This is a genomic window from Endozoicomonas sp. (assembly GCF_965196975.1).
GTDB lineage: Bacteria > Pseudomonadota > Gammaproteobacteria > Pseudomonadales > Endozoicomonadaceae > Endozoicomonas.
Genome location: NZ_OZ239981.1, coordinates 5,845,523 through 5,860,351, shown reverse-complemented (window position 1 = coordinate 5,860,351; position 14,829 = coordinate 5,845,523). Strand labels below are relative to the sequence as shown.

Below are 14,829 nucleotides of genomic sequence, written 5' to 3'. Positions count from 1 at the left end.
ATAGCGATTATGAAGGGTTGATGACAAATAGTTATCAACGACAAAATAAGAAAAAAGCCGGAAGATCGGGGATCAGGATGCCTGACTACCAAATTGCCGCCACATTTTTCAGCCTCTCGCTGGCGATGATGACACTATTCCAGGTGTTACCAGGAATACGTGACTGCCGTGCGCTGTGCTTTGCCATGTTGCAGGTGAGCCTTATTGGTTACCTTTTACTCCCTATCGCGGAAGCGTCCACTGAAAACTTCTGGCTAATCTGGCTCTGTACCGCCTTCCGCAATATGATCCCCACATTATTCTGGATGGTTTGCCTCTTGCTATTTGACGATGGTTTTCGTCTGAATAGAAAAACGCTGGCCATCCCCTTCTTTATTATTTTCTCTCCTGCCATTGGTAAGGTTGGCGCCCATCTATTCAGCCTCGATACCTCTTTTATATTCAGCTGGCTGATGTTCCATCTGCCGCAATGGCTGGAATTTGTCCTGATCGCCCATGCACTCACAACCGTTATCCGTAGCATGCGGGACGACCTGGTGGAATCCCGTCGTGAGTTAAGGGTCTGGCTGTTAGGCAGTGTTGGTTTTTATATTGCCGTTGTCGTCACCATGGAACAGTTCTTCAATGGCGGCCCACCGGCATTTAAGCTGGCTCAACCTGTCCTTTTAGCTCTGTTTCTTTTTGCCTTTTATGGCCGCTTACTGAAATTTCGTTCAGGCCTGTTGTTCTCCGAAGCCGGATTGGTGCAGAGTCCTGCGCCAGAAACAGCCTTGAATAATCAGACAGAACAAACTCAGGAAGTCACCAGTGAACCAGAGACTGAACCAGGTAACCTGTGGACTGATAAGCTGAAAGGGATGATGGAAGATCAGAAACTCTATCGACAGGAAGGCATCACCATCAGTGACCTGGCTGAAGCCATGGATATTCAGGAGTACCGACTGCGACAACTGATCAATCAGCAGATGGGGTATCGAAACTTCAACGATTTCCTCAATGGTTATCGAATTCAGGAAGCCTGTCGTCGACTGGTATCTCAGCAAGACTGCCAGCTACCCGTTTTGACCATAGCACTTGATGTCGGTTTTCGATCACTCAGTGCTTTCAACCGGGCTTTTAAGGAGAGAACGGAAAAGACACCCAGCCAATACCGAAAAGAGTACAATCTCCAACAGGATTCCCTACGTGACCACTCTGTATAAATGTGCCCACGGCCTACACAAGACTTGAAACATAAAGTCACTAAGACACGAAGGAATCTATTTTTTAATTACCTAGAACTTACGCATTGACAGCTCTGATAAAAGATGGTCTCAGCCAGTCTTTACCATCAGAGAAGCTCTTAATGAAGTCCCAAATAGCATCCTTGAGCGCATCATTCTTAACGCGATAGATGCTACTGAGAGATTCAGATACTTTCTTGGCCTGAAGGCAGGCATACCCAAAGATAGAGGCAAAAATATGGTTCCTGACCTGCTGCTTTCCTCTCACCTGAAAGCGCTCAATACTGCAGAGTTGTTTCAGCGCCCGGTGATACTCTTCGATCGCCCAATGGTGCAGGTGAAGTTCATTAAAGCCTACCTGTGGTGATACCTCTGATCCAGCATGGGGTGTGTAGACGACGTAATGGCGCAGCTCGTTTTTTAGCCGCGTCCGGTACAAACGCACAGAACCAAAATTACGTAGCCAAACGGTTATTCCCTCTTCAGGAATCTCCAGGCTCTGCACTTGTTGGTAGTCACCCTTTTGGATAGAAACAGTACGGTTGCTTTTAACGGCAAACATAAAACCCAGACCGTTGTTTTTCACAGTCTTCAGGTTTGCGGCACTGCTATACCAGGAATCCCCCGTAACAAATGCAGGTCGTAAGCCCCATACAAGTACTTCTTTCAGCATCTCGAGAAAATAATCATTTTTGGACTTTCCGTCCGCAGAGTCATAGATACGGAAATTGACAGGAAGGCTATAGCCTTTGATATCGGTGTAATAGAGCGTTATGAGATTAATGCCCTTGACGGCTTTATGATGCTTGCCCGAGTAATGATAGCCGATGAATGCCGTGTAGTTACTGTACGGCTTATCCAGCACCGTATCATCAACCGATAGCGTGCCCCCATCAAGAATCAGCCTTGCGGCTACTTCCATGAAAAGGTCATTGGGAGCAAAGTCTTCACGTTGTAGAAAACGGTTAACGCTGTGGTGTGACATATCTCCGATCTCACTAAGGCGAGTACAGGTTGCTGATTTCGGCTCACACAATAGAAACCCTGTATATTTCGGCAAATCACACCCAGCTGTTGTAGGTCTTGTTATCTTTCTACGCACGACGACATCCGCTATTTTTTGCTGATCTAGCAATTTTTACAGCTGCCTGTCAATGCGAAAGTCCTATTACCATAATTAACGGTTGTTACACGAAGCAGCCTATAAGCTTTTTTTCCCCTTGCTCAAGACCGCCAACCGCCTGTAATAGCCCGAATCCAGTAAGAAACATAGGAATTCCCTTGGTATATCAAGGCCTCTATCGAACTTACCAATTTTGAAATTTACTGACTGATTTTAAAATCAGGTGCATTTTTACCATTTCTAGTCAGATTCCCTACATCCCACTGAGTTAATTTAACCTCGCGTTTTGCTTACTTATACAACTCTCTATAAGAACAATAAGAATGAGGACACCCCCTTTGAAAATCCGTTCTGTACTGGCAGTCACTGCCACTGCTTTACTGCTGTCGGCCTGTGGTCAGGATGCTCAGGAAGCAGTCCAGACCACTGAAGCCGCCAAAAACTTCCGAAAAGACCTTCAGGCAAAACTGATCAAGGCAAAACCCGGTGATGTCATTGAGTTACCAGAAGGTACCTACAGTATTGACCGCAGCCTCTCTCTGAATGTAGATGGAGTAACCATCCGAGGTGCCGGTATGGATAAAACCATCCTTTCCTTTAAAGGACAGGTTGCCGGTGCAGAAGGCCTGCTGGTGAATGCCAGCGACTTTGTCGTGGAAGATCTGGCCATCGAAGATACCAAAGGCGATGCCCTCAAAGTTAACCAGGGGGAAAACATTGTTATCCGCCGGGTGCGGGTTGAATGGACCAACGGTCCTGATAATGCCAACGGTGCCTACGGCCTTTACCCGGTACAGACCGAGAACACACTGATCGAAGACTCGGTGGCCATTGGCGCATCCGATGCCGGCATCTATGTTGGCCAGTCCAGAAATGTCATCGTTCGCAACAACCGTGCTGAATATAATGTGGCCGGTATTGAAATTGAAAACACCATCGGTGCTGATGTCTATGGCAATGTAGCGACTAACAATACTGGCGGCGTGCTGGTCTTCAATATGCCTTACCTGAAGCAGCCAGGACATACCACCCGTATTTATGAAAACCAGATCTATGCCAATAACTACGAAAACTTCGGCACCCCTGGCACAGCCGTTGCTGCGGTTCCAGCCGGCTCTGGTGTCCTGATCAACTCAAACGACAATGTTGAAATATTCAACAACGACATCAAAGACAACAAAACTGCCAACGTCATTGTCAGCAGTTATTACACCGCGGGTTACGAGTCGGACTACAAACTGGCCGAAGACTTCGACCCCTACCCTGAAGGTATCTATGTCTACGGTAACCGGTTCGAAGGCGGTGGTGACAGCCCTGACCGGATAGAACTGAAAGCTCTGAAGATCGCTGAGTTTGGCTTCAGTGGCAGTCTTCCTGATGTGCTCTGGGATGGCATCGTCAACCCAAAGAGCAAGACTCCGGCACTGTGTATTGACAACGGGGAAAGTGGCGTTGTAAACGTGGATGCGGGTAATAACTTCAGCAATATCAGTACAGACATTGCTCCGCACCGTTGCTCACTGCCCAAGCTGGCAGCTATTTCTCTGCCCGAATCGCTGATAACAAAAGACGAGGGTTGATTTATGGTTGCTGTTATCAGGGTACCTGCCTTGATCAAGAGGGTCTCGGAAAAGGTAGCGAGCGCAGGCAAGACAAGGCAAAAAATGGCGAGTAAGCGCAGTTTACAAGTAGTAAATGAGCATTTTGAGCCGTTTTTTAACGCCGGATTGTCAAGCGCAGCCCTTTTACGACAGCCTCTTCGGGTGTTCGCAGTATGGCTGATGGCTCTGGTATTAGCAGGCTGTGGTGAAAAGTCACAACCTCTGCTGATGACCTCGGGAGATAACTACCCGGATAATCTCAGCCAGTGGCAGATTTTGTCCATCAATGGCAATTCAATGGAACTGGCGGACACGGTGGTTCCCTATGAATTAAACACACCGTTGTTTACCGATTACGCCAGCAAGTTGAGAACGCTCTGGATTCCCCAGGGACAGCAGGCCAGCGTTGTGGATGATGAGATTCAGTATCCCGTAGGAACCGTCATCAGCAAAACCTTTTATTATCCGGTTGCCAATGGCGCTACGCTTCAGGCTTCGGAAGGCGAAAAATCACTCTTTTCACCCGAAAAAGGCCTGCCACTGGACAAGGTGCGATTGGTTGAAACCCGCCTGCTTGTCCATCAGGAAGATGGCTGGGTTGCCCTACCCTATGTCTGGAATGAGCAGCAGACGGATGCGGTACTGGAGTGGGCTGGTGACAGTATGCAGTTAACTGTCACTGGCATTGATGGCTCAACAGAGGAAAAGCCGTTTGCCTACATCATTCCCGATGCCAACCAGTGTGCCGGCTGTCATGCAGAAGACGACAGTCGACAAGCAGTAAAACCCCTGGGTCCAAAGATTCGTCACCTTAACCGGAACTTTACCTATGCCTACGGAGAAGAAAACCAGCTGACACACCTGATAAAAGCTGGCCTGCTCACGGGTTTGGATGACGTCAAAAGTGCATCACAAAATGCCCTGTGGCCTAATGGCAGACCTGACGAAACCCTGGCTCATCGAGCACGCAGCTACCTGGATGCCAATTGCAGCCACTGCCATAACCCAAAAGGTGCAGCAAGAACCAGTGGACTGTTCTTAACCATGGATACACCACTGGATGCCACCCTTGGTTTGTGTAAACGCCCCATTGCAGCAGGTAAAGGGGCAGGCAACCGGCCTGTGGATATCTTGCCGGGCCATGCAGAGCAATCCATCCTGACCTATCGAATGGAGACTCTGGAGCCCGGCGAAATGATGCCGGAACTGGGTCGATCACTCAGCCACACCAAAGGTGTAGCGCTGGTCAGTGAGTGGATCAATCAGATGGACTCTGACGATACCCCCTGTGCGGGTGGAGGTTACAGTTACTGATTATTTTTAATACCGATAAATGCTCTCGCTCCCACAACCTCGTGGGAACGAGGAATCGCAAAAAGAGCACAAAGCTCATTAAAACAAGAACTCAAACCAGGTTGTCACATCATGTGTGACAACCAGACAGCTCATTCTGATATGAAGAAAAACCCTGTAAAACAGGGAAAAAATGATTCAGGAGGAAGTTTAAAAAACAGGGTATAAATTTCTTGCATACCAATATGCACTTTAGTACAAATAGACAGGCCGAAACACAAAACAATAACAATAATACCAAGGATAATTTCTAACCATCGTCGTAAACATTGCGAACTCCGGTTCAAGTTCAGACGAAATAACTGGTCATAGTGGGGACTATTACCAAGGGATCCAAGGCTGTACTGGAACCCGGGTTATCAGCGCAATAGCGCAGTTAGATTAATCCATTGGTAGACAAAATAACTCTAATAATAAACGGCAAGGATACAGCCCCTCATGTTGAATCGACTGCAGCTCGCACCAGCTACCGCTGGCTTTATGTTAACGGGCACACTACTTCTCTCTGCTTCTGCCCAGGCTTTCGAGTTTGAGGCAATGGATGGAGAAGTACAGGGAACCCTCAACACCACTATCACTCTGGGTGCCAAGTACGATCTTGAAGGTTACGAAACACCAGACTCCAACGAACAGTTGGAAAATGATGGTGATCGTTCATTTAAAAGAGGCTTTGTCAGCAAAGCGCTGAAAGTTACCTCCGAATTGGATGTGAAAAAAGACAACTACGGCTTCTTCGGTCGCGCCACTGCCTATTACGATCATGTCCTAATGAATGGCACCAACCACTGGCAGGAAAATAACGACGCTGACGTTGCTAAAGGTCTCTTTGATGAGAGCGGTACATTTCCAGGCTGGTCCGATGAAGTCAAAGACAATCAGGGTCGTGGCGTTAAACTGCAAAGCGCTTATATTTTTGCCGACTGGCAGTTTGATGGTGGCCAGAAGCTCAGCCTGAAGCTGGGTGACCAAACCCATAACTGGGGGGAAACCATTTTCTACGGCGGCGGCATGATGGATTTGAACGCCTACGATATGGCGTTATCCACCGTTCCTGGTTCAGATGGGGACTTGAACCTGGCTCAAGGAATGGTTATGGCTGATCTTCAGTTTAATGATCAGATGACTCTATCCGGCTTTGTACAGTATGACTGGGATCGCTCAATTATGCCTGGCCGTGGTACCTATGGTTCAGGTGAAGATATTTTTGTTCCAGGATCTGATTTCGCACACTACGATTTAGCATCCTTTAGCCTAGATTCGGCACCAGATGCAGTTCTAGATGCTGCGGGAATAAATCATACAGGTGACTACGCAGTAGTAGCAGACGTATCAGGTGTTGATAGTGCCAAAGACTCAGGTCAGTGGGGTCTACGATTTACAATTAATCCAGAGTCAATGCCTGATACAGAGTTTGCTTTGTATTATGCAAATTATCACTCTAGTCTCCCTTTTATTGATGCCTATGTAAGCTCCAGTGATGCTGCAAATGGTCTCGTACTTGCAGGACTCACTCCAGCTCCGATGGATCCGACTGTTGACGCGTTCTTGGATAATATCTCGACAGACCCCAATGACCCAACACGTCAAGCACTAGCGGGGAGCATAGCTGCGCTCCATATGCTCTCAAATGGCACTTATGCCAAGGTGGTTTATCCTGAAGATATAAAGGTATGGGGGGCAAGTTTCCACACTAAAATTTGGGGTTATACGCAAATAGCCGGAGAGCTAACATACCGTGAAAACGCTCCAATTTGGGTAGATCACCCGGAAGATCTGCTCACAAAAGCTACTCTAGGGACAGGAAGTATAGGCCAAGGGCAGGACTATGATGCATCCCAAGCTGACCCATCAAAAACAGCAAGTCCAGATGAATGGTTTGCTAACTATGAACGCACACCAATGTGGGATGCTTCTCTCTCCGTCATTCAACCTTTTGGTGCGGTTCTTGGAACAGACCTGATGTACGTTGTTGGGGAAGCTGCATTCCAGCAAGTTTCCGGCTTAGATAACTACGAACGGTACGTTGCGAAAGGCTCAAGCGACTGGGCAGGGGAAGATGTTTCTGAAAATGCTGATGAGCGCCTGGACCGCTTCAGCTGGGGTTACAACGTTATGCTCGGCGCCAACTGGAACGATGTAGCCATGCCTGGCCTAAATCTGGAATCTACTTTCCGTTTTACTCACGACGTTGATGGTAATTCCCATATGACCGGTCGTTTTGAAGAAGGCGAGAAGAAGATCAATATGGGTCTGACCGCCAAGTACGACGATATGATGGCTAAAGTCACCTGGGGTGGGGATGCCGACAACGTTCTGCGTAAAGGCACCATTACCGGAACGGTTGGTTACACCTTCTAAGCCCAGTTAGCTCCTACAACCAGGGTAAATCATTAGCTAAAAGCAACCTTAAAAAAAGCCGGTACCTGATGAAGGTAACCGGCTTTTTCACATCCTCTGCCATCAGTCTCTCCAGAAACCAATCAACAGAACCGAACCCGAATGAAGCTCAAAAGCAAAACAATCATTTTGATTTTTGTGAATTTAAAGCCCTTGAGGTTCAAATATATATCAGGCATTTGGGTCAATAATCACCCGAGCGCCTTTTTCCGAAGCAATTTTACGACATTCTTTGAAATCACGAGCACTTGAGATATAGAAAGTAGGCGTAACATTTACCGACAGGTTTGGAGACATATCACCCTGGGCAGAAGGCAACGCATTGGTATCTTGTTGCACAACCGAGGTACTGCCCATTGAATAGCAGACCAGCCCCTGTTTCTCATTATCTGAACCACTTTCAGCAGCCTGAACACTTCCGGCCAGCAACATTCCCGCTACAGCAACAGCAATTACTTTCATCATTTCAGTCCTTTATAAACGTTTAAGGAACTGTTGTTATCGGCCTCATCAGTAATCATTTAGCAGGCTATCGATTTTTCCCGAAAACTCATCAGGGACACCAATAACAACGCCTGTAATAAAGTATATTTAGCTTTTCAGTTTTCACTGGTCGATACCGATATTCTGTCTTTTCAGGCACTTCAATGGTCTTGACACGACCTTTCATTACCCACGATACGCAGCCTTTACCCAGTATCACTTGACCCGCAGCAACAAACCGCCCGTTAGTTCTGTGATTTACTCATCATTAACTCAATTTTTAGTTATAAATCAGAATTAAAATATTATTTCTTACAATATTATTACATTAAGATAATGGGTCCCATTCCATCAGGCCTTTTCAAAAATGGTATGATCTACAAAAATAGCTCTAACAACCATTAATTACATTGGACGTTATTCATGAAAAAACTTCTGGCCATTGCTGCAACGGCATTGATACTTCCACTCAGCAGTCAAGCGGCATCACTGGATCAAGAGCAACAACAGCAAGTTAAAGAGCTAGTTCGTGAGGCATTGCTCGAAAACCCTGAAATCTTTATTGAGGTGGTCAATGAGCTCAAAAAAAGAGAGGAAGCCACCAGAGTCAAGGCTCAAAGCTCTACGTTAGCCAGTAGTCAGGCGGAACTTTTTGAGAATAGTAACGACCCATTTTCTGGCGCCATCAAGCCAAAACTCAGTATCGTTTACTTTGGCGATGTAAACTGCGGTTTCTGTAAGCAGCAAGACCCTGTACTGGAAGCGCTGGTAAAAGCCTATCCAGAGATAAGAATCATCTACAAAGATCTTCCTATACTGGGACCAAGTTCGAGAGAAGCAGCTGCTATCTCTCTCGCCGCTAAAGCGAAAAGTAACGAAAGCTATCTGTCACTGCACAAACAGCTTATAACGCATCCAGCACGTCATGACTCAGACTCCATTGCCAGCATTGTAAAAGCACAGGGCCTGAACCTTGAAGAATTAAAAAAAGCAATAGATGATGACATCAATCAGCAGTTGGATAGAAACATCATGCTGGCCCAAAGTCTTGGTATAACTGGCACACCTGCATTGGTTTTTCCTGATGAAGTTGTTGGAGGATTTACTAATGAAGATGAGCTGAAGAAGATGATTGAAAAGCGTCTGAAAAGAAAATAAAAATTTAAGAATCTCTGTTATAGAGAATATATAAGGCCCTTTTCAGAAAAGGGCCTTTTTTTAAAGCCAGTTATAGCTCAGAAACAATACAGGCTTTACGATCTTTACCAGTACGCTCAAGATAGGCCGAGAAGTCAGCTGGGATACGGCCAGTTGTGGCTCCCTCCCAATCAACAGATGCACCATCGACACTTTCATAACGGAATAAGTAACGCTGACGAGTCTTGCCTTTACGCCCATCACTGCTCTTATCATCAACCAGACCTTTGATATCACCCAGAGATAGCCCAAGCTCTTTCATCTGTTTAACGACTTCATCTAAAGCGTCTTTCTTACGGGCCTGCTCTTCTTCAACCTCCATTTGAGCCATCAGCTTCTCTTCGTAAATCGCTTCAATACGGCCAATGACTCGCTGGAGATCTTCAGCATGCATATCATGGAACAGCTTACGAACCTGAACTTTAGACTTCAGAACACTGAGCGCTTCATCAAAAATATTCATTGTTTGAAACCAATCTAACCAATAGAAATGTCAATTAAAAGTTGAATTCAATAATTTATGGAAAAACTTAACATTGACGCCTCTGCCTGTAAATAGAGAGAATTCCGCACCTTCTGAAGAAAAACGAATGCGCATAATATCTCAGTATCTTTCACGAAACACTTTCTCTGATCATCATCTCATATAACTCCCGTACACATGGTAACGTAATTTGGAGTAAGTGGTGAGAACACTGGTTTGACAATATGAGCCTAGAGTGATCCATTAAAGATTAACAACCAATATAGAAAACCGCATAAAAAAATGGGAAACCGCCAAGGACTTCGTATTAAAGATCAAGGTACCACCGACATAAAAAACCAGTCTCACTAAGCTAATCGAAGAACTAGATTTTTAGATTGGAAAATGAAAAACCTAGAATCTTAGTTTACGTCATATTTTTAAATACGCCAAAAAAAACCGTTATATACGTAATTAGCATGTATAAAAGCGGTATATCATAGCAAAATATATGCTCTAAATTTATTCCACTTTTATGTAACAACTTATTTCTCAGTTGGCATAAAATATGATAACCAAGTTATGACTCTTGAAAAATAATACTGACATTTTTTAAAAAACTGTTCATTAAAAAAACAAAGTAAACCAATAATCAATTAATAAGATTTAATAAAACACCTGCTAAAATCAAAAAATAAAAGAAAGTAATAAATGCCAAACCATCTAAGTACTTAAGTCATTTCAAAGCCCCAGTAGAATAATGGGGCTTTGAAGGTAAGATTAATCAGGAGGCAGCTTCCCGTTTCTGCATCTCTTCTGCACGGAGGTCCTTACGCAAAATCTTACCAACAGGAGTCATTGGCAGTACGTCACGAAACTCAACCTGTTTTGGCACCTTATAAGCAGTCAGGTTGAGCCGACAGTACTCATTCACTTCCTCTGCCGTTAAGCTCTTGTCTCCGGGAATGATAAAGAGTTTGACAGCCTCACCGGTTTTCTCATCAGGAACCCCAATAACTGCACAGTTTTGCACTTTATCATGTTTGGAGACAATGTCTTCGACTTCGTTGGGATAGACATTAAAGCCTGAGACCAGCACCATATCCTTAACCCGGTCTACGATTCTCACGTAACCCTCTTCATCAATAATGGCCACATCTCCGGTTTTGAACCAGCCTTCATCATCAATTACTTCAGCCGTAGCTTCAGGGCGCTTCCAATACCCTTTCATCACCTGAGGTCCTTTGACACAAAGCTCCCCACGCTCTCCCAACAACAACTCATTACCTTCGTCATCAATGGTTTTCAGAGCCGTACTGGACATAGGCAAGCCGACTGTCCCCAGTTTTGAGTAACTGCCAGCGGGGTTAAGAGAGACCACAGGTGAAGTTTCAGAAAGGCCATAACCCTCAGAAATGGTACATCCTGTCATACCTTTCCACCGGTTAGCCACCGCAGCCTGAAGAGCGGTACCACCCGACATAGTCAGCTGCAGTTCGGAAAAGTCGAGGTCTTTGAACTCTGGATGATTCATCAAGCCAACAAACAACGTATTCAAGCCAATAAAGATATTCATCTTGTGGGGCTTCAAAGCCTTAACAAACGTATCCATATCCCGAGGGTTGGCAATCAAAACACTGTGCCCACCCAGCTGAAAGAATGCCATCAGATGCACTGTGAAAGCATAAATATGATAAAGAGGCAGGGGCGCAATCGCTGTATTTCCATCCGGTTTTGCCAGTGGAACACCATTATCATCCGTCTGAGACAACACGCTGGCCGTCTGCAGCACATTACTGACCAAGTTGCGTTGAGTCAGCATAGCCCCCTTGGCTACCCCTGTCGTTCCACCTGTGTACTGAAGCACTGCCACATCATCAGGATTCGGAGGTAGAGGTTTACTGAACTGGGCTTTGGCACCCAGTTTCATGGCCTGATTGAAGCCCAGTGCCTGTGGCAGCTTGTAAGAGGGAACCATCTTCTTGACGTGCTTTACGGCAAGATTAATCAGCGATCTTTTCGGCCAGGGAAGCAGATCCGCCAACTCAGTGACAATCAGATGCTTTATTGGCGTATCCTGAATGATTTCCTCTACCAGATGGCCTACAACATTCAGACAGACCAGTGCCTTCGCTCCTGAGTCTGTAAACTGATGCTTCATCTCCCTGGCAGTGTAGAGAGGGTTTGTATTGACAATGATAAGGCCGGCCTTAATTGCGCCATAAACGACAACGGGATACTGAATAAGGTTCGGCAGCTGAATCGCAATACTGTCACCAGGCTTCAGTGTCGTATGGTTCTGAATATAGGCAGCAAACTGTGTACTAAGCCTGTCTATTTCGTTGAAGGAAACCGTTTTACCCATGCTGGTATAAGCTGGCCGGTCGCCGTATTTATGGACTGCATGTTCAATGACTTCACCCAGGTTTTTGAACTTTTCAAGATCAATTTGGTCAGCAACACCGGGGGCACGCTTGCCATCCCAAAAACTGGCTTCCATGAACACCTCATATTTATTTTTTGTTGTTATCCGAAGGCAATGAAACAGTAGTATTTATCTACCCTGTGTCTTACAAAGATCCTTCCTGCTTCATTCATTTTTTGTGAATCATACTATCTAAACGTTCAACCTTGAACCCAAAATGATACTTTATGCTTCTTTTTGTTCTAAAAAGCCATAAACCTCTCAGAAGGGTCAAGAAGTAAGGCTCGTGTTTTCCCTTAACTGACTTCCACACCTGTGATTTTCTTGAGGCGAGAAAAGACGTGCCATAGAGGCAATAAAGACACAAAGAGAATAGAGCACGTCTACACTGTAGAAATGAGGTAGCTGGCAAGGTATTTCATGAGCTAAACAGTCGCAAATAACTTTCCAGACCAAAGCTCACAACAATTCTGGTGTGAAGAAATCAAACCCAGCTTTTGTGATCGAGTTAACTTCTTGATAGCGGCTTCCCTTCGGCTGGCAGATGAGCGATCGTGGGCATCTTCAAGATAAACCAGCTCTTTAGGCTTCCGCCCCCTGAAATATTTAGCGCCCCTGACGGCACTGCAATGCTGACGCCAACGTCGTTCAATATCAGTAGTAATTCCAGTATAGAGTGTATTGTCACTAGCTAGAATAATATAAACGACCCAACATCCATCCGACATTCTTTGCTCTTCCTGAACGATCACGAATGACTTTTATAGCACTGAAGCTGTGTCTGCAATAGAGATGAAGCCGAAGCATCAAATCTCGAGTGCCCATACCACACTGTCAGCAGCTACGTTAATACAAATGGAACACTTATACACCACTGTGCAGGTGCCATATCTTCAATCCCTCATCCGTCATCCTTAATGCATATGACGAGCGAACGATGACATTTCTAACACTCTGCCCTGAATTCTTTTCGCTGCACCGAACATTCCAGTAGCAGGCACAGCATATCAGGTCTTCCCTCTTAATTTCAGAAGCCAGATTGTATTCCATTCTGTCAACCTCCCAGCGACTGAACATAAAGCGGAACCAACCAAGGATCTCTTCCCGTCCATGAAGATCACTGCCACAAGCTTCCCAGAAAATGGCTTTCTCGGTAAATTTTGCCACCAGTCCCTGGGCATCCCCCCTTATGTGATAATCTGCGTACTCCAGAAAAAAACCATCCAGATTCATAAGGGGCATAGGACTACTCCATTTTTCTGATTAGAGGTGGAAAATAGACCATTTTAAATGGCTATCAGCCAATAGAAGGTAATACTCCACTTATCACACCAAACTGGGCCGTTATGACCAGAAGCCCAATAATGATAGCTATTGTCAGGGCCGGAATGCCGCCGGCAACTTGATAAGGCTCCTCCATATGAAGCTTTCGCACCTTCCAGACCAGGGCGACAGGAATAAACACAGCCAGAATCACCAAAGCCACCGCTGCATACCCAAGCGCGGTAACAAAGCTCCCTGGCATGAAAATGGCCGCCAATAGGGGAATCAACAGAGTCAGGGTGATCGTTTCAATCCTCCCCCACACTCCATGGGAGCGGCCAAACACTTCTGCCAGATAATCAAATAACCCAAGCGCCACTCCCAAAAAGGATGTCCCCAGGGCAAAGGCAGCAAATGCGCTGATCATATAATCGAAGCTGGACGTATTGGAATGATTGCCAATGGCATCCATTAATGATGTTACACCATCTGAGCTGTGCGCCATGGTAACGACCACGGTAGAGGAGACCACACCTATGACTACCGCCATCCAGATGACATAAATACTGAAAGGCAGAGCACTGCCACCAATCAGGGCATAGCGAAATCGATGAGGCTTTCCCTGAACATACTGGACAACGGTAGGTACGGCACAATGATAACCAAATGATGTATACAAAACCGGCAGAGCTGCAAAAAGAACACTTGGAGCGCTGTTTTCCAGTTTGAGGTTGCTCAAACTGACCTCAGGCAATAGTGACAATACAATATAAAGCAGCAAGGCCAACATGAGAGCAAACATCACCCGATTGACCACATCAACAACCCGCGTACCCGTAACCACCAGCACTGCAACCAATAAAACCACTACCGTCGCTGTTATTCGAAAAGGAAGATGAATTCCCTCTTTTGCCAGCAAGCTACCAAGCACGTTAGCTCCACCTGAAATATAGGCTGCACACAGAGAGTAATAGAGAAACAGCATGGCGACGACAGCAACCCCCTGACCAACTGGCCCCATCAAACGCCCCATAACACCATGAAGGTTCTCTGCTTCCGGGCAGGCCCGGCAGGCCTCGGCGATCAACAGTCCCCCATAGGTTGATAACCCCCACATCAAAAACATCAGGAATACGCCCCAGCCCAGACCTGTCAATGCTGACACCAGAGGTAATGCCAGCATGCCCGCACCAATCGAAGTACCGGCTACCAGGAGGCTGCTACCTAACGTCTGACTTTTCATATTCGGTCCACCTGATTGATAAAACAAAAGCCACTAAAAGCGGCTTTTGAAAGTAGGA

At 45.9% G+C, this 14,829-nt stretch carries 12 protein-coding genes; 5 read left to right on the top strand and 7 right to left on the bottom strand.

Annotation, left to right across the window (positions count from 1 at the left end; translation table 11 throughout):
- The first annotated feature begins 20 nt into the window (after nt 1-20).
- Nucleotides 21-1,202, top strand: coding sequence for a helix-turn-helix domain-containing protein (locus ACOCLE_RS25885; RefSeq protein WP_419534865.1), 1,182 nt, complete (start codon nt 21-23; stop codon nt 1,200-1,202).
- A 79-nt stretch (nt 1,203-1,281) separates the two neighbouring features.
- On the opposite strand, the gene ACOCLE_RS25880 is transcribed toward ACOCLE_RS25885, so the two are convergent.
- On the bottom strand, nt 1,282-2,325 hold the full coding sequence (locus ACOCLE_RS25880) for a transposase (RefSeq protein ID WP_419533005.1): 1,044 nt from the start codon (nt 2,323-2,325) through the stop codon (nt 1,282-1,284).
- 359 nt (nt 2,326-2,684) lie between these two features.
- On the opposite strand from ACOCLE_RS25880, the gene ACOCLE_RS25875 reads away from it, so the two are divergent.
- The 3 genes from ACOCLE_RS25875 (at nt 2,685) to ACOCLE_RS25865 (ending at nt 7,658) form a co-directional block, all read left to right on the top strand.
- Complete coding sequence (locus ACOCLE_RS25875; RefSeq protein WP_419534864.1) at nt 2,685-3,926, top strand: parallel beta-helix domain-containing protein; 1,242 nt, start codon at nt 2,685-2,687, stop codon at nt 3,924-3,926.
- A 183-nt stretch (nt 3,927-4,109) separates the two neighbouring features.
- Nucleotides 4,110-5,261: an SO2930 family diheme c-type cytochrome gene (locus tag ACOCLE_RS25870; RefSeq protein ID WP_419534863.1), complete on the top strand. Its 1,152-nt coding sequence runs from the start codon at nt 4,110-4,112 to the stop codon at nt 5,259-5,261.
- Between the two features lie 477 nt (nt 5,262-5,738).
- Nucleotides 5,739-7,658: a DUF1302 domain-containing protein gene (locus tag ACOCLE_RS25865; RefSeq protein ID WP_419534862.1), complete on the top strand. Its 1,920-nt coding sequence runs from the start codon at nt 5,739-5,741 to the stop codon at nt 7,656-7,658.
- Between the two features lie 210 nt (nt 7,659-7,868).
- Here ACOCLE_RS25865 and ACOCLE_RS25860 read toward each other — a convergent pair whose 3' ends face one another.
- Nucleotides 7,869-8,162 carry a hypothetical protein gene (locus ACOCLE_RS25860; protein WP_419534861.1) on the bottom strand — a complete coding sequence of 98 codons (294 nt, stop codon included), beginning with the start codon at nt 8,160-8,162 and terminating at the stop codon, nt 7,869-7,871.
- A 441-nt stretch (nt 8,163-8,603) separates the two neighbouring features.
- Between ACOCLE_RS25860 and ACOCLE_RS25855 the strand changes: the two genes are divergently transcribed.
- Entirely contained in the window at nt 8,604-9,338 is a 735-nt protein-coding gene (locus tag ACOCLE_RS25855; RefSeq protein ID WP_419534860.1) for a DsbA family protein, read from the top strand.
- Nucleotides 9,339-9,408: 70 nt separating this feature from the next.
- Here ACOCLE_RS25855 and ACOCLE_RS25850 read toward each other — a convergent pair whose 3' ends face one another.
- From ACOCLE_RS25850 to ACOCLE_RS25830, 5 genes are all read right to left on the bottom strand, one after another.
- A complete protein-coding gene (locus tag ACOCLE_RS25850) occupies nt 9,409-9,840 on the bottom strand; it encodes a hypothetical protein (protein ID WP_419534859.1) in 432 nt (143 codons plus the stop codon).
- 784 nt (nt 9,841-10,624) lie between these two features.
- Nucleotides 10,625-12,340, bottom strand: a complete 1,716-nt coding sequence (locus ACOCLE_RS25845; RefSeq protein WP_419534858.1) for an AMP-binding protein — start codon at nt 12,338-12,340, stop codon at nt 10,625-10,627.
- A gap of 350 nt (nt 12,341-12,690) precedes the next feature.
- Complete coding sequence (locus ACOCLE_RS25840) at nt 12,691-13,017, bottom strand: GIY-YIG nuclease family protein (RefSeq protein ID WP_419534857.1); 327 nt, start codon at nt 13,015-13,017, stop codon at nt 12,691-12,693.
- 112 nt (nt 13,018-13,129) lie between these two features.
- Entirely contained in the window at nt 13,130-13,507 is a 378-nt protein-coding gene (locus ACOCLE_RS25835; RefSeq protein WP_419534856.1) for a nuclear transport factor 2 family protein, read from the bottom strand.
- A gap of 55 nt (nt 13,508-13,562) precedes the next feature.
- Nucleotides 13,563-14,771 (bottom strand): aromatic amino acid transport family protein, encoded by a 1,209-nt coding sequence (locus ACOCLE_RS25830; RefSeq protein ID WP_419534855.1) that lies wholly within the window; start codon nt 14,769-14,771, stop codon nt 13,563-13,565.
- Nucleotides 14,772-14,829 lie beyond the last annotated feature (58 nt).

Excerpts from the sequence above, each read along its gene's own strand:
- ACOCLE_RS25885 (WP_419534865.1), top strand. The coding sequence starts at position 21 with ATGACAAATAGTTATCAACGACAAAATAAGAAAAAAGCCGGAAGATCG.
- ACOCLE_RS25865 (WP_419534862.1), top strand. The coding sequence starts at position 5,739 with ATGTTGAATCGACTGCAGCTCGCACCAGCTACCGCTGGCTTTATGTTA.
- ACOCLE_RS25860 (WP_419534861.1), bottom strand. The coding sequence starts at position 8,162 with ATGATGAAAGTAATTGCTGTTGCTGTAGCGGGAATGTTGCTGGCCGGA.
- ACOCLE_RS25855 (WP_419534860.1), top strand. The coding sequence starts at position 8,604 with ATGAAAAAACTTCTGGCCATTGCTGCAACGGCATTGATACTTCCACTC.
- ACOCLE_RS25850 (WP_419534859.1), bottom strand. The coding sequence starts at position 9,840 with ATGAATATTTTTGATGAAGCGCTCAGTGTTCTGAAGTCTAAAGTTCAG.
- ACOCLE_RS25845 (WP_419534858.1), bottom strand. The coding sequence starts at position 12,340 with ATGGAAGCCAGTTTTTGGGATGGCAAGCGTGCCCCCGGTGTTGCTGAC.
- ACOCLE_RS25835 (WP_419534856.1), bottom strand. The coding sequence starts at position 13,507 with ATGCCCCTTATGAATCTGGATGGTTTTTTTCTGGAGTACGCAGATTAT.
- ACOCLE_RS25830 (WP_419534855.1), bottom strand. The coding sequence starts at position 14,771 with ATGAAAAGTCAGACGTTAGGTAGCAGCCTCCTGGTAGCCGGTACTTCG.